Source organism: Pseudomaricurvus sp. ABR4_320 (assembly GCF_056159445.1).
In genome coordinates, this window is the sequence record NZ_JBSWVF010000011.1 from 19,688 (window position 1) to 39,014 (window position 19,327).

Genomic DNA, 19,327 nt, shown 5'->3' on the forward strand with positions numbered 1-19,327 from the left:
GCGTGGAAAAGAGGTCAAAAGAGAGGTGGTAAAAAAGGCTCCGGCGGGGAGCCGGAGCAAGTGGTATGAAGAAGTCAGTTTTGCAGTGAGTCGATAAACTCCGGCAAGAATAGGGAAATGCTGGGGACATAGGTAATGAGTGCGAGGAAGCACAGCATCAGAGCCAGCCACGGTAGGCATGAGCGGATAACCCAGCCGATCGGTTTTTTGGTAATCCCTGCCGCCACAAAGAGGTTGAGTCCCACCGGCGGTGTCAACATCCCCAGTTCCATATTGACCACCATGATGATACCCAGGTGGATCGGGTCGATACCCAGTTGCATGGCGATGGGGAACAAGATGGGCGCCATGATCAACAGAATTGCTGAAGGCTCCATGAAATTTCCTGCCAGCAGCAACAAAATGTTGACGACAATCAGGAATCCCCAGGCGGGCAGTCCCCACTGAACAATTAATTCCGTCAGTTGGTGAGGGATGCGCTCTGTTGTCAACACATGGGCAAAAAGCATGGCGTTGGCAATAACGAAAAGCAGCATTACACTCACTTTCGACGCATCTTTGACAACTTTGGCGATGTCCGGGTGAGAAACCGAACGGATGATGCTCATCGGGAACAGGAAGATATTACGTCCAACTGCAGCGCCGACACTCTCGCCTTCCTTACGCCATGGAACACCCTTGAGAGGGCCGATATCGCGATATCCCCAGACCGACACCAGGAAGCCATAGACTGCGGCAACTGCGGCAGCTTCCGTTGGGCTGGTCACACCGCCGTAGATAGCGCCAAGCACAATCAGAAGTAGCATCAGGCCGCCTGCAGCTTTTAGGGCGTGGCGAGCAAGTACTTTGAAGCCTGGAAACGGCAGCGACGGCAGGTTTTTACGACGTGCGACGATGTAGATGGCGATCATGAGCATCAATCCCATCATCAAGCCTGGAATAAAGCCTGCCATGAACATGCGAGCGGCAGACACTTCTGTCGCTGCGGCGTAGACCAGCATTACGATCGATGGCGGAATCAGAATACCCAATGTGCCTGCGGTACTGACCGTTCCGGTGGCGAACGACATGGGGTAGCCATTTTTCACCATGCCGACGATCACAATAGAGCCGATCGCGGCAACGGTCGCAGGTGATGATCCAGAAACGGCGGCAAACAGCATACAGGCGAGTACGGACGCCATCGCAAGGCCGCCACGCACATGGCCGACACAGCTGGTGGCAAAATCGATTAATCTTCTTGCAACGCCGCCGGTAGAAAGAAACGACGATGACAAAATGAAAAATGGAATAGCCAGTAGCGTGTAGTGTTCTGAGGTGGCCTCAAACAGCTTTAGAGCAATGGATGCCAGCGAGTCGCCGGAAAACATCAGGATGGTAATGATTGAAGACAGGCCGAGTGCAATAGCAACCGGAATCTCCAGGAAAATACATACGAGAAGTACGACAAATAAAACAAGAGCGGTCATTTTGCATCCCCCAATTGCTGTGCGATGGAGTCCGTGTCAATTTCCGGCTCTTCGGTGTGGTGGAACTGTTCAACTTCGCCATTGCGAATGACATCCCAGAGCATGCCAAGTAACCGCAGGCCAAGCATTCCAAAGCCAATCAAGAGGACGCTCATCGGAATCCACTTCTGAACCGGCAAATCTTCAAGCTCGATGCCGATCATCTTCATCTTGCTCAGATAGATATAGGAGCCGTAAGTGAACAGGCCGACATATGCCAAGCAAGCAAGAATCGCGATACAGGTGGTGACGATGCGAATTTTATGGGGAAGGATTCTGACCAGAGCATTCACACAAATGTGGGCTTTCTCGCGCAAAGCCCAAGATGCCCCCAGAAGTACAAACCATGCATTAAGCAGTAGAGTGACTTCCTGGGCCCAGTGCAGGCCGCTGTTGAATCCAAAGCGCAGCACGACTTCGACAAACACCAACAGAGTCACTGCAACCAGCAGTACCCCAATCAGTGTCTCCTCTAGTCGATGAAGGAGTTTGGTTATCATAGTTTACACCTCGACGGTACGTTTTTTATTAGCGTTAAACGTGCTGCGAGATAGAGCAACCGGCATGCCATAGGCAAAAAAAATACGTTATGACCGATGGCTACTAGGCTATGGCGGTTTTCTCAAACGGAGGCTCGGTGAGAAATGTTTCAGAGTTCGCCCATTTTGGTAAATGGGCGGGGGGGAAGTGACTCGAAGGGCGATTATTCGCTGTCTTTGAATTCCTGCTTGTTTAAATCAAATTTTAACATCTTGTCGTACAGGGTTTTGCGACCAATGCCAAGCGCTGCCTGAACATCCTTTAAACGCCCTTTGTGCTCTTCAAGGCAGTTGCGAATGACCTGCTCTTCAAACTTTGTCATTTGCTCCGTCAGCGTAAGGTCGCGACTGCTGACGGATAAGGCGTTGTCTGGAAACGCTTTTTGCTCGCCGAGCAAAACAAAACATTCGGCGACATTGCGAAGTTCTCGCACGTTACCCGGCCACTGGTGTTGGCACAGTGCGGTGAGATGGCGCTGGGTGATGGGCGGCTTTTCGACGCTGAACTTCTCGGCGGCAAGCAGTACAAAATGCTCAAACAGCAGAGGAATATCGGACAGACGCTCGCGCAATGAAGGAATGTGAACTTCAACGACATTAAGGCGATAATAAAGGTCGAGACGGAACTCTCCGCGGTCTGCCTTTTCTTTAAGGTCCTCTTTCGTTGCCGCCACCACCCTGACATTGATGGGGATACTCTCATTGCTCCCTAAGCGTTCTATTTGTCGTTCTTCTAATACACGTAATATCTTGATTTGCAGAGCCGGTGGCATGCTCTCAATTTCATCGAGGAATAGGGTGCCACCATTGGCGTACTCAAACTTGCCCGCTTTGCGTTTTTTGGCGTCGGTAAATGCTCCTGCCTCATGGCCGAAGAGCTCACTTTCCATCATGCTTTCCGGAACCGCCCCGCAGTTGATGGCGACAAACGGCTTGTTGTGTCGATTACTGCTGTTGTGAAGGAAGCGCGCCACCATCTCTTTGCCGCAGCCTGTATCGCCGTTAACTAGGACATCAGCGGGCGCATCTTTGATACGCAGCAGCGTGGTGCGTAAGTCGCGGATACCAGGATGATTGCCAAGTAGGCGGCGCCCCGGCGTTGACTGACTGCTCAGCTCCAGCTTAAGTGCACGGTTTTCAAGGGCGAGCTTCCGCTTTTCAACCGCGCGTGCGAGGCTGTCCATCATGGTGTCGGTGGGAAATGGCTTTTCCAGAAAATCGTAAGCACCGCTTCGCATGGCTTCAACCGCAATGCTGACATCGGCGTGACCGGTAAGAACAATCACCGGGATGTCCACGTCAATGGCTTTGATCTGCTGTAAGAATTCAATACCGTCCATTCCTGGCATGTTGTAGTCGGTAATGATGACGCCGTCGAATGTGGCGTCGATATTGGGCAGTGCCGCTTCGGCAGAATGGAAGCCCTCTACAGAAAACCCCTGTAATTCAATGGATTGACAGAGTGCCAGACGGACGTCTTCTTCATCGTCAACAAAATATATTTTCACGAATGTACCTGCATGTCACTTCGTAGGAACGTTAGAAATGGGGAATTCAAGTTGAAAAATTGTTCCACTATTTTCTCTTGTTCTAGCAAAAATTTTGCCGTTATGTAATTCCACAATACGCTTTGATAGAGATAGACCCAATCCGAGCCCCTGAGGTTTCGTGGTGAAAAACGGGGTAAAGATCTCTTCTGCATTGGTGTTGCCGAGTCCCGGACCATTGTCCGCGACTTCCAGAATGGCGTGAGTTTCACTGTTGGAAATACGAATGTCGATACTGGGGTTTTCTATGTTTTCCATCGCCTGAATGGCATTTGCAATTAAATTCACAACCACTTGCTGCAATTGAACAATACCAGCATTAATTCTCGGTGATTGGGGCTCTGGCCAATCTTTGTTGAGTGTGATGCGCTGGCCATGCAGTTTATGCTTCATAATCACCAGGGCGCCTTCGACGATCGCCTCCAGGTGCGTCGGCTCGGTTTTGACTTCTTTGCGAGAAAAAACCTTAAACTGCGAGATAATTGCCGACATGGTATCTGATATTTTATTGATCTCTCCTAGATTTCGGATAGCTGGCTCAGGTTGCTCGCGCTGAAGAAACAAGCGGCCATTTTCAGCGTAGGCTTTGATCGCCAGAATCGGTTGATTCAGCTCGTGATGGAGGCCGACGGACAGCTCCCCAAGTAACGCCATTTTTTCAGCTTGTATGAGTTCACCTTGAGTCTTCTCCAGAGCTTCTTTCGCGGAGCGATAGTGGTTGACGCTAGCCATCAGCTCCTGGTTCATTTTACGCAAATCTGAGGTTAGAAAATTCACCCGGCTTTCCAGACGATCCTTTTCATCCGCAAGATAACGCCGGTATCGGGTTTGTCCTCTGTAGAATAGAAAGCTATAGATGAGCAGCCAGTAAATCGCGCTGTAGAGTGTCAGGAAGTAAACGCTGTTTCGTATCAGCGACTGCAGTGGCAGCATGATGTGAACTTGCCAGTGATCCCGGGGCAGGGGAGTGGCAATATGCAGAAATTCTCGGCACTGACTGTGATCATCATGGCAGACCTCACGAGTGATGTCTGAAGATCGGGTATATAAAGCCTTTCCTGGCTGCCGGTCACCATACTGTCGACTGTTCGCAATGCGATTTCTCGTTTCATCGTTCACATCTGGCAGTGTTCGATAAAGCCAATCGCGTTCGGATGTCAAAAAGATAATGCCGTTGGCATCTGAGATTAAATAAGAATGGTCTGGCAATGAGAGCAGGCTGTCGACAAAATCCAAATTTATTTTTATTACAACAACCCCAAGGATTTCCGTGTCTCCCGGATTGTATACCGGAGAAGAAAAATAATATCCCAGTTTCCCTGATGCGATACCGAATGCGTGGTAAGAACTGGGCTCGCCCGCAATCGCCTGCTGGTAGTAGGGTCTGAAATTGTAGTTATTTCCGAGAAAGCTGTCGGCTTGTCGATAGTTGCTTGTTGCTACAGTCTTGCCGTCGGCATCTAGCACATAGATGACATTTGTTCCAAGTTCTTCATTTAATACTTCTAAAGAAGCATTGCTTCTTGCCATTTGTGTTTCGCTCGGCAGATAGAGAACCCTTTTGACCTGGGCGATGTGTGCAACCATTTTGGGTAGAGATCGAAACTGTGAGAGATGTGCTTCGAGACTGTCGGAGAGTTTAAGGGCGCGCATCTCGAGATTTTCCAGCTCTGTCGCTTGATTTTCCCGCCAATTGAGAATGCCGAGGCCGATCAGGGATACGAGCCAAATAAAAGCCAATAAAAGCAGTAAATGGCGTCTGCGAACCAGTCTGGCTGCGTCACCAGAGATGCTGGAATGGGTCTGAAAAGTGATTCTGCTCACGATAAATGTTTCGACTTCCACCCGTTTTATTTTCGCGGCATTGGTGAGGCTTCTCTTTCAACCCCCCAGCTGGCGCGGTTCCAGGCAAATAATAGCGTTTTGGCACGCTCGCTGCACTCGCTGTTTCGCCACTGGTTTATGAGTCAAATCGACATAACTCACTCGTCAACCAGGACTCATAAGGCAGAGATAATAATCACGATTTCCCTGGAGGAACCCTATGAAGTTTAGCAAGCTACTCATCACTGCGCTGATGCTCGTCCCGATGGTGGGCTGGGCCGCGCCAGTCAAAATCAAATTTTCACACGTTGTTGCCGAAAATACACCGAAAGGACAAGCGGCGGTCAAGTTCAAGGAACTGGTTGACGAACGTCTTGCGGGAAAGGTTGTGGTAGAGATCTACCCAAACGCTCAGCTGTTCGGTGACAACAAAGTTCTGGAAGCCATGTTGCTCGGCGATGTGCAAATGGCCGCACCTGCACTGTCAAAATTCCAAAAGTACACCAAGCAACTGCAAATCTTCGATTTGCCCTTCCTGTTCGACGATCTGGCGGCGACAGAACGCTTCCAGAAGAGTGAGGCTGGCCAGTCTTTGCTCGGTTCTCTGAGTAAGAAAGGTCTCGTTGGTTTGGGCTATCTGCACAATGGTATGAAGCAAATTTCTGCCAGCGATCCAATCATTACTCCTGAAGACGCTGCGGGCAAAAAATTCCGCATTATGACTTCTGACGTGCTTCAGGAGCAGTTCGAGGAGTTGGATGCGGTACCTTTGAAGAAGCCTTTCGCTGAGGTATTTACACTTCTGCAAACCAAGGCAATCGACGGTCAGGAGAATACCTGGTCTAACATGTACTCTCAGAAGTTCTACGAAGTACAGGAGCATATCACTGAAACCAACCATGGTCTGTTGGACTACCTTGTTGTGACATCTGCTGAGTTCTGGATGGGATTGCCGGAAGAGCTGCGTACCGAAATCAATGCTGCTCTTAACGAAGCCATTGAATATGGCAATCAGCTGGCGTTCGATTACGAGGCTCGTGATCGTCAAGCGATCGCAGATTCTGGTAAGTCTGAAATCCATACTCTGACACCTGAGCAGCGCGAAGCATGGGTCAATGCTATGCGCCCAGTCTGGAAGAAATTCGAGAAAGACGTCGGTGCAGATATGATCGAAGCGGCGATGAGTGCCAATAATGCGCCCGCAAGCAGCAACTAATTGTCAGCTAGCTGCTACAGTTAAAAGGTAAGTCTGATGGCAGTGCTGGATCTAATCCCGCTGCCCACCAAAGGAGCGCCTCTAGAATTTAGGCATTGATGTTCGCAGAAAGAAGGTTTCGACGGGAGTGTCATATGGCAATCCGGAAGCTGGCGGGGCTGTGGATGTTATTGCAGAAATTCTGGAGGTACTCATTACATAACAATAGTTGAGAGAAACTCCATGAATGTAAGAAAGATCTGTACCTTGGCCTGTTCTACGGCTTTACTGGGAATGTCTACATCAGCGTTTTCAGAAGAGGATCCAAAGGTCGATTTCTATAGTTCTATACGCATGGGTATCGACAGTGTCGATGCAGATACGAAGGACGATGGCGCCAATGGTCGCGACTATCTGAGTCGTGTTGGGGTTAAGGCTGAGCTACCGATCAGCGATACTCTGACAGGTACCGCGCAAGTTGAATATGGTCTGAGATCTGACAATCTCGTTGATATTCAGCAAAATGGTGATCCGACCTTGCGTTTGGCGATGGTTGGTCTAAAAGGCAATTGGGGTGAAATCTACTACGGCTCCCAGACGTTACTTTGGCATACGTATGTTCGCAGTTCCTACTTCAGCGATGGTTTAGACAGTGTGCGCCAAGGCGCCATTCGTGACGATGATCTGGTCCAGTACTATTACAAGGCTGGCAATTTTTCAGTTGGTCTTGGTGTGCAGGCTGAAGGTCAGGATGGTGATTCCTTTGACCAGTACCAGATTGGTGGTCAATACGAGGTAGGCCCATTGAAGCTGCAGGCTGCGTATTCTGCCGATGAGAGAGGCGACAACACGGGTGGCCTTTTGGGCTTCCGAGGCTGGTGGACGGTATCTGACAGCATAAAACTGTCTGCATTTACCCATTTGGCAGACGAAGATTACGATCTATATGCCGGTAGCGCTACAGGCGACGTTCGCCTTCGCGATGCTTCCATTGAAGGTAATGCTAATGGAATTAATAGTTGTGTCGGCGAAGACCGTTCTAGTTCCGGCCTTTACGGCAGCTACACCTTTGGTAGCAACATGGTACATGCTCGCTACGCGGTAGACAGTTGTGATGACAGTGGCGATGTCGATTCCGTTAAAGTTGAGTATGTGCGTTTCTTGAGCAAGAAGTATCGTGTATGGGTTGCGTACGAAGATCTCTCTAACGATGATGGCCGCAAGCCGACCACGTCTTCTGGCGCAGATATGTCAGAGTTGCAGTTGGGGGTTCGCGCAGATTTCTAACCCGCAATAATGCGTTGAGGAGTCCTGATTTCCCTAATAAGGGGAAGTCAGGCTGCTTGTGAGTGAAATCCATATCTATGAGCCAGACGATTTTCTGATATCAATTATCGATACAATGACCAAGGAGGGGTGATTGCTAAGGAGAGGCCGAATTTTTGAATTTTCTGGTGATGGTTGGATTGCAGCAGTCGAGGCTCAACCTCTTTTGCCCTGCCTCCCTTTGTGGGAGCAGGGCTTTTTTTGTTTTGACGACAAAGGTATTGATTCCAGCCTTCATTTGCTGAATGCTACTTTTATTGTTTAAGTCTTTACGTAATGACAGGTTCCTAACAGATGATGAATAACAATAAGTTGATATCAGGTGTTTTCTTGGCAGTTGGTTTTTTGGGGGTGCTTTCTGGGTGTTCTTCGATGGGATCGTCGGGTTTTGGTGAAACTCCGCAAGTCGGGCAGGGGCCTGTCGTTGTAACTATCCCGTCAGAGCTGGATCTGCTGTCCGTTGATGGTGCCGAAGTTGATGCACCCAGCTTGATGTCTGGTGACTATGTGTTAAATGTATCAGAGGGCCAGCATCGGCTAGAGCTGCGTTATTTAAAGAATTGGAATACTCAGGACGAGGTGGGATATCTGGTTGAGTGGCGCCCCGTACTGATCGATGCCGAGTTCCTCGATAGCAAAGCATATCGCGTTGAGTATCGCGAGCCCAGCAATCGTGAAGAGGCGTCGGATTGGCAGAATACTCCGGAAATATGGTTGACAGATGAGGCGTCAGAGATTGCACGCGTTGATGGTGAGTTGGCCCCGGAAAAGCCCACGATGATTGAGCGGATGTTGGACACTTCGCCTGCTCCCACAGCTGCATCTGCCGCCGTTGGAAGTACAGGCACCGCGAGAGCCAGTATTCCCGCCAATGACGGTGATAGCGCGGTGGTTACTGGTCTCAAATTCTATTGGTCACAATCCAGCGACGCCGAGCGCAAGGAATTTCTAGAGTGGGTTGAGCAAAGCCGCTAAATCATTCTCTCGAGAATCTCTCTGGCTTCAAAAAACAGACTGCGTTAACCTGCCGCCAGCTACCGGGCGGCTGGATTTCACGGCGTTGTCCGTGGCGGGGCGGACGCTTTGAGATTCGTATAGTCAATTTTCTGGGTATCAACCAGTTCTTCTATTCGTGGCTCTGGCATGTATCCCTCTCTCTGCGCCATATTGCCTTTCTGCTCGAATCAGGGTGGCATCCTTTATACTTTTATTAGCTCAAGCAACGCTCGTCCCTGTAAGAATGCAATCCACGAGGTGAATAGATACCACCATGCGTATTTTGGTCGTTGAAGATGATAAGGTTCTTGCAGAAGCGATAACCCAAAGAATTCGCCGTGAGGGACATGGTGTAGATCTGGCTGCTACTGGTGAGGGGGCGCGTCAGTTTATCGACATGTACAGCTACGATTTGTTGATTCTCGATCTGAATTTGCCCGATATGACTGGAGATCGCGTTCTCGACAATCTTCGCAAACGACAAATTGCAACGCCGGTCATGATTCTAACCGCCCGCGATCTGGTTGAAGATCGAATTGCTTTGTTGGATTTGGGCGCTGATGACTATATGACAAAGCCCTTTGATTTTGGAGAGCTGCTGGCTCGGTGTCGAGCATTGTTACGCCGTAGTCAGGGGCAAGCTCAGAATTTTATCGAGTATGGAAACGTCCGCATTGATACGAAGGCGTGTCTGGTGACCGTCGAGGGAGAAGCCGTAAGTCTTAAACCTCGCGAATATCGCTTATTGGAAGTGTTTATGGGGCACTCCGGTGAAGTACTCAGCAAGGAGGTGCTTATGGAGCATCTGTACAGCGGCGATGAATTTCCCAGCCCCAATGTTATTGAGATTTATGTCGCTCGGTTGAGAAAATCGCTGGAGAGCAGTGATTTAAACATTCGAACCATCAGAGGTCTTGGATACCTTTTGGATAAGGTCGATGGCGAGGCCTAAACGTTATTCGATTCGGCGTCAATTATTACTTCTAACGCTGATCGTCCTGCTTGTCGTCAACGGTATCGTCGTGTGGACGTCGAGCCTCTACGCCAGTCGTGCGGCGAGATTGTCCTTTGATCGATTGTTGATTGGCTCGGCGCTGCAAATCGCAGAAAATATCAACATGCTCAATCAGAAAGTTGTTATAGATTTACCGCGTTCTGCGTTTGAAACCTTGGCCATGGCGCCAGAGGACAGGGCTTTCTATTCCATATTGGGACCGGACTTACACGTTTTAACCGGTTACACCAATCTTCCCGAAATTCCTCTTGACGCTCTGGAAAAGGTCCGACTCGAGAAGGATTCGTTTACACCTTATTTTTACAATGTGCCGTTTAGTGGTGAAGAGGTTCGCTTCCTTGTCATGGTGAAGCAACTGATTGACGCTGAGCGCTCGATAGACGTCTTTATCGTCGTAGGGCAGACACTGCAAGCCCGCAATGAATTAGCAGAGGAGATGAACTGGCTTGTTTTTCAGTTTCTACTGTTGATCTTCAGTGTGACATTGCTGTTAATGATGTTTGGCATTTGGCGGGTTCTACGGCCCTTGCAATGGCTGAAGCGGGAGCTGGATACTCGTTCACCAATGGACCTAAGACCTTTGAGTTCGCAGGTGCCCAAAGAAATTAGTCCTCTGGTTTCAGCAATCAACCAATCAATGGTTCGCCAACGTAGCACCCTGGAACGTTTGAAGCGGTTTAGCGCCGAAGCGGCACATCAGATTCGCACGCCATTGGCGGGCTTAAGTTCACAGGCACAAAATGCTTATGAAGAGCAAGATGAGTCGCTGCGACAGCAGCAGCTCTTGCATATTGTGGAAAGCAGCGGTTTGCTAACAGAAACCGTAAACCACATTCTCAATCAGGCAAGGTTAACCCACCGCTTTCAAAGTGAACCATTGCAACGGATTTCTCTCACGCAATTGACAAAAGACGTCTGTCGAGAGGTTGTGGTTTCGGCCTTGCAAAAGAATGTCGAAATTGAATATCAGGGGGAGTTGGACATCCGTGTTCAGGGTGATGATTTTGCTCTTAAACAAATGATCCGAAACGTTATTGAGAATGCCGTTAAATACAGCCCGCCGCAATCGGTGGTGGAAGTATCATTAGAGGCTTGTCCCAACGAGTCTATGGTAGCGGCTGTTCTGCAAGTACGAGATCATGGTATGGGGGTCAGCGATAGCGACAAGGAGCACATCTTTGAACGTTATTTTCGCGCATCCGACAACGTACATCCGGGCACAGGAATGGGGCTTGCGATTGCGAAAGAGGTGGCTGAGCATCATCATGCCAGTTTTCGATTAAAGGATAATGACCCTCAGGGCTTAATTGTTGAGGTGGTATTTCCCAGTGTCGAAAACGATAGAGGCTGACTAACGTGATACTGCGGCTCCTTCTTGTTTTTAGTGTGGTGTTTTTTGGCAGTTCGCAACGATTGTTTGCAGCTGGTGATCTCGTGGAGAACACAAACCTTCGCATAGAATTAACGATACACGGAGCAGTTGACGAAAGAGAGATTCGTCCGGTTATCGATGCATTTTTAGAGCGTCGGGCGGACATCACGATTCACTATAAAGAATTTAACAGTCTCGAGCTTTATCATGACTTTCTGAAAAGTCCATATAAACGACCTGATTTAATGCTAAGCCCGGCGATGCATTTACAAATAAAGCTGGTAAACGATGGCTATGCGATGCCTTTCCGTTCCGATTCCTATGAACGACTGCCTGAGCGAATTCAATGGAGGCATGAGCTCTTTGGTTATGCGTTAGACCCAATTGTCATCGCAATAAATACCGATATTCTCTCTGGGGATCCCTTGCCTCAGAGTCGCGATCAACTGCTTGAGCTGTTACGTAAGAAAGGACACTTGCTGGATGAGAAAGTTGGGCTTCTTGACATAGAATCGACAGGTTTGGGCTATCTTGCCTGGTCCTATGATAGTCAGCTGTCCAGAACCTATGAACGTCTTTTAGAGGCTTTTGGTATTCATCATTCAAGGCTCTATCAAACAACAACAGACATGCTTAGGGCGCTTAAAAGAGGCGAGATATTCATCGCTTACAATGCGCTTGGGTCATACTCCCATGCCTTATCGGAGGAAGCTCCCTGGATTGTTCCGGTACAGCCTGCCGATTACACAACGCTGATTTCTCGTACGGCATTTATTCCAAAAACAACGAAGAATCCAGATGCGGCGCAGTCCTTTCTTCGCTTCCTCCTGTCTGATGACGGCCAGAAAATACTCTCTGAACGTTCCAGTTTAACACCTGTAATTGTTAAGGGTGGGAAAGGCGAAGCGCCATTAACATCGATGCCGAGCCTGTTAAAACCCATCCCTCTGGGATTGGAACTGCTGCTGCAAACCGATAAAGCCAAGCGCAGGCTTCTCCTCGATGAGTGGCACAGCGCCATGCCTCATTTGATTCCTCAGGAATCGCAGATATCTCCGTGACAGGTTCTTGAAAGGTTCTATGTCTATACTGGCTCCCTGCCTGGCGTCAAATGACTCTTTCCAGGTGGTATGGGGAGCATCTTTAGAAAAAGATGGCGGTATATGAGTCTGCCACCTTGTTCAGGACGAGAACTCCCCAATAGAGTGTGATATAGGCGCTCTCACAAAATAAACATAAAAGCGATATGCAGGAGATAACCATGCGTAAACGTCTACTTTTAGCTGCAACCCTGGCTGCTTCACTGTTCGCCGGGCCCGTCTTGTCAGCCGAACGTATTTCAATTGGAACCGGTGGTACAGGTGGCTTGTTTTACGTCATTGGTGCTGGTATTTCAGACGTTCTAAACAAGCATATGGAAAACACCACAGCTCGAGCTGAGGTGACTGGAGCGTCGGTGGAAAACAATCACCGAGTGGCCTCCGGGCAGATGACACTAGGGCTTTCGTCGTCCTCTACCTTATATGAAGCCAAGCAGGGCGAGGGGCCTTTCAAAGTCAGTGGTGCCCTTGATGTGGCAGCCATCGCCTATCTCTATCCCGCTGTACTGCAGGTGGCGACAATCGATGGCAAGGGAATAGATTCCTTTGAAGATCTGAAAGGTAAGCGTGTCAGCATGGGGCCTCCAGGCAGTAATGCCGCGTTATTAGCGACGCGCTTGTTCGAAGAGTATGGCGTTTTTTCTGATATTACTCCGAGATTTCTCTCCTACACGGAAGGTGTTCAGGCTTTGGTAAATGGGCAGGTCGATGCAACCGTGGTTTTGGCGGGGGCGCCCACGGCCGCGCTGATTGATCTGGACTCACAAAAGTCCATGACGTTACTTTCGGCTGATCGCGAAGTCTTAGATTCTCTGACGAAAAAATACCCTTTTTATCAGCCTTATGAGTTGCCTGCTGATACCTATACCGATATGAAGGCGCCAGCACTGGTTATTAATGATCCGGCAATTCTGTTTACCAGCGGTAAAGAAGATCAAACGAAAATTTATAACATCACCAAGTCCATTTTTGAAAATCTGGGCGAGCTTGGTGCTGTGCATCGACAAGCGGCTAACATTTCTCTAGACACAGCTTCTTCGACGCCGATCGCTCTACACCCTGGAGCTGAAAAGTATTTTTCTGAAGCGAAAGGTCAGTAGGAGTCGTCATGGAACGGACAACGTTGAAAAACTTACTTCTCGCGTCACCGTACGCGGGAGGTAAAGAACAAGTTATCGTGTCTGCGATATATTCCTGTGTTGCTGTTACTGTCGCTGCACTGGTACTTTACGGAGCCTACTATGGAGGTATCACTGCCTTAATACTTAGATCACTCTTTTTCTCTCTGGTATCTGCGGCAGCCTTAACCTATTTCGCGTTAGGTCGTAAAAACCTTGTTGTTCGACTTGTTCTCTATGCTCTGTCGATTATTGCGCTTATCCCCGGACCTTATCTCTGGAACTCCTACATTGATATTGTCATGCGCGGAGCTATGTCCGTTCCAACGGATATCTGGGTGTTCGCGGCGCTGATGTTGGTGGCCTATGTCTTTGTCTGGCTTGCGGTCGGAAGGGCATTGATTGTACTGATGTCAATTGCGCTGTTGTACGCCTATTTTGGCTACTTAATTCCCGGAGAGTATGGCCATGGCGGCTATGATTTTTCTCGCCTGACATCAACTCTGCTGCTCTCAACCGAAGGCGTTTATGGCACTCCCATGGGCGTAGCCGTTTCCTATATTTTCCTCTTCGGTTTGTTTGGTGCTCTCTTGACGAAAGTTGGAACCGGTGAGGTATTTGTTGATATTGCCCGAGGACTAACCGGCCGTGTTCAGGGGGGGCCTGGTCTCTCCGCTGCGCTTTCCAGTGCCTTGCTGGGGTCTCTTAACGGAAGTGCCGTTGCCAATGTGGTGACGACGGGTACATTTACTATTCCGTTAATGAAAAAAGTAGGCTATAGCCCAAAACTCGCCGGAGCAATCGAAGCTGCCGCGTCATCCGCGGGTCAAATCATGCCCCCGGTCATGGGAGCAGCGGCTTTCCTGATGGCGGAGATCATTGGTATCCCCTATGCGGAAGTCGCACTTGCTGCGCTAGTACCAGCACTGTTATACCTTTTGGCATTGCTGATCTCGGTAAGACTGGAAGCTGGACGTCTGGGCCTTGAAAAGGATCGAGATGCAGGCCTTAAACTGTTGATCGTAACCTTGCGTGAACGGGGCTATTTACTACTCCCGCTGATGGCGTTGATTGGATTTATGGTTGCGGGCCGATCTCCAACTCAGGCCGCTGTCGTTGGTATTATTGTCGGCTTGCTGGTCAGTCCTTGGAAAGCGGCGACGAGAGTCAATCTTTTAGATCTTATTGCGACGTGTCGCGAAACATTGACAGCAACCATGCCAATTGTCGCAGCAGTGGCTTCCGCCGGTGTAATTATCGGTGTTTTGAACCTCACTGGTATGGGGTTAATGGTCTCCGGGCTTATCGTCGATATTGGAGGGGGTAATCTCTGGGCTGTATTGCTGCTAACTGCAGTTGCCTCGTTTATTCTGGGAATGGGTTTGCCAACGTCAGCGGCGTATCTGTTGTTGGCAGTGCTGGTCGCCCCCGCGATGACTCAAATGGGTATGGCACCAATATCGGCTCATATGTTTATCTTCTATTTTGGTTTGGTTTCAGCAATTACTCCTCCGGTCGCACTGGCGGCCTATGCGGCAGCAACCATTTCTGGTGCGCAACCGAATGAGACTGCCTTTGAGTCCATGCGACTTGGGTTTGTTAAACTATTGGTGCCGTTTCTCTTCGTTACCATGCCCGGAATACTGCTAATCGGTAGTGCGCTCAATATTGTACTTGCGATCGTGTTAGCGTCACTGGCAACCATATCCATGAGTATCGGGTTTTCAGGCTGGATGAGGGAGAACCTCTCTTCGTTAACGCGAGTCTTGTTTGTTATCGCTGCGCTCCTGATTGCTTGGCCCGATACCGTCTCTAACACTTCTCCGTTGGTATTGGGTGCCCGAGGTGTAGGCTTGCTGATATTCGTTGGTCTTTGTATCAACGTCTTAGGCAGGCATCATCCATTGCCGGATCCAAAGTTGTCATAAAGGCCCGAAGAGATCGATTGGTTTTTGATGGCTTGTCGATCTCTCCGTTGCTTAAAGGATGATACGGCCGGCGTGTTCTATGGCAGTAAATGAACTCTTTTTACTGCCTCTCAAAGTAGCATCTCCGGAGTTTCGATACTGACTGATCCAGAAAGAAGGTTTCTGTAAAAGGCTATCGCCTTCCAGAAACTGGCGGGGCTGAAGTGTCATTGGAGACGCTCCGGAGATTCTCATTTCATAACAATAGCTAAGAGAAATATTCATGAAACTCATAAAGATGTATTCCTTTGCGTGCTCAACAGTGTTTTTAGGTCTGTCTAGCGGAGCCTTCTCTCAAGAAGAGTCCAACGTCGATTTTTACGGCTCTATTCGTTTGGGTATCGATAATGTGGATGCTGATACCAAGGATGACGGTGCAAATGGCCGCGACTATTTGAGTCGAGTTGGCATCAAGGCTGAACTTCCTATCAACGAAACATTGACCGGGACAGCTCAAGTCGAATATGGAATTCGATCGGATAACCTGGTCGATGTTGAACAAAATGGAGATCCTACACTCAGATTGGCGATGGTTGGTTTGACAGGTAATTGGGGGGAGATTTATTACGGTTCCCAGACGTTGTTATGGCACTCTTATGTTCGTAGTGCTTATTTTAGTGATGGCCTGGACAGCGTTCGACAAGGGGCTATTCGAGATGACGATTTAATTCAATATTATTATAAAGGTGGTAATTTCTCACTCGGTATTGGTGCCCAAACCAAAGGGCAAGATGGGGATTCCTTTGATCAGTTTCAGGTTGGCGGCGAATACGAAGTGGGACCTGTAAAGTTGCAGGCTGCTTATTCTGCTGATGAGCGAGGTGATAATACCGGAAGTTTGATCGGCTTTCGTGGTTGGTGGACAGTAACTGATCAAGTAACTCTTTCCGCTTTCACGCATCTAGCTGACGAAGATTACGACCTCTATGCGGGTAGCGCCACAGGAAATGTTCGTTTACGCGACGCGTCCATTGAAGATAATGCAAATGGAATAAATAGTTGTGTTGGCGAAGATCGATCGAGTTCTGGGATATATGGCAGTTACACTTTTGGCAGCAATATGGTTCATACTCGATACGCCGTAGACAGTTGTGATGACAGTGGTGACGTCGATTCTATTAAGGTCGAATATGTTCGTTTTCTGAGTAAGAAGTACCGGGTCTGGGTCTCTTATGAAGATCTCGCCAATGATGAAGGGCGTAAGCCAACAACATCTTCGGGGGCCGATATGTCAGAGCTTCAGTTGGGTGTGCGTGCAGATTTCTAATTGACCCAAAACTGCAGTTATGTATTCGTTGCGCAAAATCGTCATCGATCTGTTAGCGCCTATTGGGGGCGTCCACGCAAGATAAGAAAACCTTCCTAGATTTTTTGTGGCATGCGTGAGCCTCCGGCAAAAAGAGTGGGTTAAATAATGCTCTTTTTGCCGCTGTAGAAGATGGCGATCTGTTGGCTGGTTATCCCTCTAGATGTAGGTCTAGAGCCTTGATAAGCGTTGATCTCAGTGACATCCCATAGATGTCCTGCTGGTGGTGATAACCGCCAGCTCAATCTTACAGATGGTTGAGTTGGACATGGGAGGGTGAGCTTCTGGCGGGTTTTTGCCGTAACAGTAGATCCACGACAAAGACAGGCGTCGACGACCACTGATGAAATACTACTCCAGCTTGCCCGCCAGCGCACTGGTGGCGGTATTGATTCTAGGAGCGCTGATCCATTGGCAGGTTATTCCTCCTGGGATGGCGTTACTTGAGGCATTGCGCTCATCGTTTGAAGGGTATTCTAACCTCCTGATTTTTTTAATTATCCTCCTTGAAGCCATTGTCTATATCGGATTTTATTTTCCCGGGCAGTTTTTTGCGGTCGTTCTAGTAGTTCTTGCCGAGCCTTCTTGGCAAGATATTCTATGGTTAACTATAGCCATGGTGGCCGCTGCAACTTTGGCGTCTTTTATAAATTTTTACCTGGGCCGTTATGTGATAGGGGGCAAAGGCGAGGGCGGGGAAGTCTCTGCCAAGCAATTGCTTCTCGCTATGATACACATAAATTCATTGGCGTTTTTTATGGTGGCTCAGGGCGCAAGCGGTCGATCGAGTAAAGTTGTTTGGCTCGCGGGTTTATTAAACCTACCCTACTATTTGATGCTGATTTCTGCGACATCACTGTTGAGTGAGCAGGTTATGTACGTTGCCGAAAGCGATTGGCTTTTAATCCTGATACTTGGCCTCTGGTTGCTATTAGCGATTTTTTTGGATTGGCGCCGATATACCAATCCGTTGAAATAAATGAATATACCGTGCGGCAGACAAGTGTCAGCAGGGACTCTGTTCCGAGCCAAAAAGGATGTATTTACGGCGTATTTTTTAACCTATTCATTGTAATTTACTTAGATGAAAAAGTGATTTTGCGAAATTCGATGGCTGTGAATAGACAGAGCTATACTTTTATTCCGCAGGCTTGGGAGATCTGAGAACTCTGCTGCGAAATCTATCACGTGCATCTATCCAGCGATTCCATTCTTCAGGTGTAAGTATAGGTTTTAGTTCGCCTTCCATTGCTTTTATGGTATTCACATAGCGCGTTTTGTAATCTTGCGTCATGGCTTCTATCGATGACCCAGAGTGCTTGAGGATCGATTCCACTTCCTGTGCCCGAGCGTAAGGCTCTATTGGTCCGATTGTATTTAAAATACGATCTGAAAACCCGTCTGCACGAGTGAAGTCTTTTAGGGCGTCCAGGCGATTTCTAATGAGCATTCCGGTGACTGCACTGCCAATGATGCCCCCCAATAGGAATATGATTATCAGGATTGCAGCTGCTTTGCGGTGGGTCGTGGGTAGTGGCATAACGTTATTCCGAATAGTCGACAGCTGTATCAATGTTTAAAGGGGGGATTCCGAACAAGGTTTCCACGAAAACGATGGGAGAGTGATCGGTTTGATCGGGCGCGTTGGACCAATTAATGCCGAGGCATAGACCGCATGTGATGAGTAATGGTAAAGCCGTACGTCGAAACAGGGCGAATAATGCATGATCCAGGGGCATTTGTTGTTCATTGATTCTCTCCATAACCCGCGCCTTGAATCCAGGCGCAAAGGAAGACCTCACTTCAGAAGACAGTGTGCGAGTAATCACGGTGTCGGCGTCATTTTTCAAAGTCATAACCGTAGTGTGCCAATTGCTGAATAAATTTTGCACGAGCCCTGGATAATCGGGAAAGTACCGTGCCGTTTGCGATGTTGAGCATCGAAGCGGTTTCCTCGGTGGAGTATCCGTGCAGCAAGCGTAGAATTAGTACACTTCTCTGCTCTGTGGGTAGCATTGATAAAGACCGTTCGACCACCTGACTGATAGCCAATGACGATTCAATGTGCGTTATATCTCGCGGTTGAACGTCATTGCTCACGGGTTCGATGGCATCATCATCGGCTCGCCATAGTGGTGTCAGCCAACGTCGTTTACGCTTTTCTTTGCGTAGAGTATCCAGGCATAGGTTCATCGCAATACGCGTAATGTAGGTTTTTAGGCTGGCGTCTCCCCTAAAACGATCGAGGGAGTGATAGAGCCGTAACATGACCTCCTGCCCGATATCATCGGCATCTGCGTGGGAATTTCCTAACATGCCGTAAACAGTCTTCGCAACGATACCTTCATACCGTTCAACCAGTGTCTGAAAGGCTCCTGTATTGCCTGCAAGAGACTCTGCCACCAGTTTTTCATCGGTACTGCAAATTGAGGAGGACATTTCCATGGCAAACAGCCATAGTCGATAGTCAAAAAGATTAAAAACCATAGCCGCCTATTGAGTTCTCATGGATTT

At 48.7% G+C, this 19,327-nt stretch carries 18 protein-coding genes; 10 read left to right on the forward strand and 8 right to left on the reverse strand.

Going from position 1 to position 19,327, the window contains the following annotated elements:
• Positions 1-74 precede the first annotated feature (74 nt).
• The 4 genes from ACXAFR_RS19395 to ACXAFR_RS19410 form a co-directional block, all read right to left on the reverse strand.
• On the reverse strand, positions 75-1,469 hold the full coding sequence (locus ACXAFR_RS19395; RefSeq protein ID WP_475179825.1) for a TRAP transporter large permease: 1,395 nt from the start codon (positions 1,467-1,469) through the stop codon (positions 75-77).
• A complete protein-coding gene (locus tag ACXAFR_RS19400; RefSeq protein WP_475179827.1) occupies positions 1,466-2,008 on the reverse strand; it encodes a TRAP transporter small permease in 543 nt (180 codons plus the stop codon). The genes ACXAFR_RS19395 and ACXAFR_RS19400 overlap by 4 nt, the downstream gene beginning before the upstream one ends.
• Positions 2,009-2,211: 203 nt before the next feature.
• Complete coding sequence (locus ACXAFR_RS19405; protein ID WP_475179829.1) at positions 2,212-3,555, reverse strand: sigma-54-dependent transcriptional regulator; 1,344 nt, start codon at positions 3,553-3,555, stop codon at positions 2,212-2,214.
• A gap of 15 nt (positions 3,556-3,570) precedes the next feature.
• Positions 3,571-5,418 carry a sensor histidine kinase gene (locus ACXAFR_RS19410; protein WP_475179830.1) on the reverse strand — a complete coding sequence of 616 codons (1,848 nt, stop codon included), beginning with the start codon at positions 5,416-5,418 and terminating at the stop codon, positions 3,571-3,573.
• A 220-nt stretch (positions 5,419-5,638) separates the two neighbouring features.
• Here ACXAFR_RS19410 and ACXAFR_RS19415 point away from each other — a divergent pair, with 220 nt between their 5' ends.
• The 8 genes from ACXAFR_RS19415 (at position 5,639) to ACXAFR_RS19450 (ending at position 15,468) form a co-directional block, all read left to right on the forward strand.
• Entirely contained in the window at positions 5,639-6,634 is a 996-nt protein-coding gene (locus tag ACXAFR_RS19415) for a TRAP transporter substrate-binding protein (protein ID WP_475179832.1), read from the forward strand.
• A 222-nt stretch (positions 6,635-6,856) separates the two neighbouring features.
• Positions 6,857-7,900 carry a porin gene (locus tag ACXAFR_RS19420; RefSeq protein ID WP_475179834.1) on the forward strand — a complete coding sequence of 348 codons (1,044 nt, stop codon included), beginning with the start codon at positions 6,857-6,859 and terminating at the stop codon, positions 7,898-7,900.
• 411 nt (positions 7,901-8,311) lie between these two features.
• Positions 8,312-8,914, forward strand: a complete 603-nt coding sequence (locus tag ACXAFR_RS19425) for a DUF2057 family protein (RefSeq protein WP_475179835.1) — start codon at positions 8,312-8,314, stop codon at positions 8,912-8,914.
• A 295-nt stretch (positions 8,915-9,209) separates the two neighbouring features.
• Entirely contained in the window at positions 9,210-9,887 is a 678-nt protein-coding gene (locus tag ACXAFR_RS19430) for a response regulator (protein ID WP_475179837.1), read from the forward strand.
• The gene (locus tag ACXAFR_RS19435) at positions 9,874-11,301 is read left to right on the forward strand and encodes a sensor histidine kinase (protein ID WP_475179838.1); all 1,428 of its coding nucleotides are present in this window, start codon (positions 9,874-9,876) and stop codon (positions 11,299-11,301) included. Before ACXAFR_RS19430 ends, ACXAFR_RS19435 begins: the two co-directional genes overlap by 14 nt.
• A gap of 83 nt (positions 11,302-11,384) precedes the next feature.
• Positions 11,385-12,383, forward strand: a complete 999-nt coding sequence (locus tag ACXAFR_RS19440; protein ID WP_475179840.1) for an ABC transporter substrate-binding protein — start codon at positions 11,385-11,387, stop codon at positions 12,381-12,383.
• Between the two features lie 200 nt (positions 12,384-12,583).
• A complete protein-coding gene (locus ACXAFR_RS19445; protein WP_475179841.1) occupies positions 12,584-13,522 on the forward strand; it encodes a TAXI family TRAP transporter solute-binding subunit in 939 nt (312 codons plus the stop codon).
• 8 nt (positions 13,523-13,530) lie between these two features.
• Positions 13,531-15,468 carry a TRAP transporter permease gene (locus tag ACXAFR_RS19450; RefSeq protein ID WP_475179843.1) on the forward strand — a complete coding sequence of 646 codons (1,938 nt, stop codon included), beginning with the start codon at positions 13,531-13,533 and terminating at the stop codon, positions 15,466-15,468.
• A 51-nt stretch (positions 15,469-15,519) separates the two neighbouring features.
• On the opposite strand, the gene ACXAFR_RS19455 is transcribed toward ACXAFR_RS19450, so the two are convergent.
• Complete coding sequence (locus ACXAFR_RS19455; protein WP_475179845.1) at positions 15,520-15,678, reverse strand: hypothetical protein; 159 nt, start codon at positions 15,676-15,678, stop codon at positions 15,520-15,522.
• A 52-nt stretch (positions 15,679-15,730) separates the two neighbouring features.
• Between ACXAFR_RS19455 and ACXAFR_RS19460 the strand changes: the two genes are divergently transcribed.
• Entirely contained in the window at positions 15,731-16,774 is a 1,044-nt protein-coding gene (locus ACXAFR_RS19460; protein ID WP_475179848.1) for a porin, read from the forward strand.
• A 382-nt stretch (positions 16,775-17,156) separates the two neighbouring features.
• Positions 17,157-17,792 (forward strand): hypothetical protein, encoded by a 636-nt coding sequence (locus tag ACXAFR_RS19465; protein WP_475179851.1) that lies wholly within the window; start codon positions 17,157-17,159, stop codon positions 17,790-17,792.
• A 159-nt stretch (positions 17,793-17,951) separates the two neighbouring features.
• Here ACXAFR_RS19465 and ACXAFR_RS19470 read toward each other — a convergent pair whose 3' ends face one another.
• The 3 genes from ACXAFR_RS19470 to ACXAFR_RS19480 are packed head-to-tail and all read right to left on the reverse strand — an operon-like array spanning position 17,952 to position 19,300.
• Positions 17,952-18,353, reverse strand: a complete 402-nt coding sequence (locus ACXAFR_RS19470) for a hypothetical protein (protein ID WP_475179853.1) — start codon at positions 18,351-18,353, stop codon at positions 17,952-17,954.
• A gap of 4 nt (positions 18,354-18,357) precedes the next feature.
• The gene (locus tag ACXAFR_RS19475; RefSeq protein ID WP_475179855.1) at positions 18,358-18,669 is read right to left on the reverse strand and encodes a hypothetical protein; all 312 of its coding nucleotides are present in this window, start codon (positions 18,667-18,669) and stop codon (positions 18,358-18,360) included.
• Positions 18,653-19,300, reverse strand: a complete 648-nt coding sequence (locus tag ACXAFR_RS19480) for an RNA polymerase sigma factor (RefSeq protein ID WP_475179857.1) — start codon at positions 19,298-19,300, stop codon at positions 18,653-18,655. Before ACXAFR_RS19480 ends, ACXAFR_RS19475 begins: the two co-directional genes overlap by 17 nt.
• Positions 19,301-19,327: the final 27 nt, after the last annotated feature.

Bases quoted from the DNA above. Each gene is read 5' to 3' on its own strand.
- ACXAFR_RS19395 (WP_475179825.1), bottom strand. From the start codon at position 1,469: ATGACCGCTCTTGTTTTATTTGTCGTACTTCTCGTATGTATTTTCCTG.
- ACXAFR_RS19400 (WP_475179827.1), bottom strand. From the start codon at position 2,008: ATGATAACCAAACTCCTTCATCGACTAGAGGAGACACTGATTGGGGTA.
- ACXAFR_RS19415 (WP_475179832.1), top strand. From the start codon at position 5,639: ATGAAGTTTAGCAAGCTACTCATCACTGCGCTGATGCTCGTCCCGATG.
- ACXAFR_RS19420 (WP_475179834.1), top strand. From the start codon at position 6,857: ATGAATGTAAGAAAGATCTGTACCTTGGCCTGTTCTACGGCTTTACTG.
- ACXAFR_RS19425 (WP_475179835.1), top strand. From the start codon at position 8,312: ATGGGATCGTCGGGTTTTGGTGAAACTCCGCAAGTCGGGCAGGGGCCT.
- ACXAFR_RS19430 (WP_475179837.1), top strand. From the start codon at position 9,210: ATGCGTATTTTGGTCGTTGAAGATGATAAGGTTCTTGCAGAAGCGATA.
- ACXAFR_RS19435 (WP_475179838.1), top strand. From the start codon at position 9,874: ATGGCGAGGCCTAAACGTTATTCGATTCGGCGTCAATTATTACTTCTA.
- ACXAFR_RS19445 (WP_475179841.1), top strand. From the start codon at position 12,584: ATGCGTAAACGTCTACTTTTAGCTGCAACCCTGGCTGCTTCACTGTTC.
- ACXAFR_RS19450 (WP_475179843.1), top strand. From the start codon at position 13,531: ATGGAACGGACAACGTTGAAAAACTTACTTCTCGCGTCACCGTACGCG.
- ACXAFR_RS19455 (WP_475179845.1), bottom strand. From the start codon at position 15,678: ATGACACTTCAGCCCCGCCAGTTTCTGGAAGGCGATAGCCTTTTACAG.
- ACXAFR_RS19460 (WP_475179848.1), top strand. From the start codon at position 15,731: ATGAAACTCATAAAGATGTATTCCTTTGCGTGCTCAACAGTGTTTTTA.
- ACXAFR_RS19465 (WP_475179851.1), top strand. From the start codon at position 17,157: ATGAAATACTACTCCAGCTTGCCCGCCAGCGCACTGGTGGCGGTATTG.
- ACXAFR_RS19470 (WP_475179853.1), bottom strand. From the start codon at position 18,353: ATGCCACTACCCACGACCCACCGCAAAGCAGCTGCAATCCTGATAATC.
- ACXAFR_RS19475 (WP_475179855.1), bottom strand. From the start codon at position 18,669: ATGACTTTGAAAAATGACGCCGACACCGTGATTACTCGCACACTGTCT.
- ACXAFR_RS19480 (WP_475179857.1), bottom strand. From the start codon at position 19,300: ATGGTTTTTAATCTTTTTGACTATCGACTATGGCTGTTTGCCATGGAA.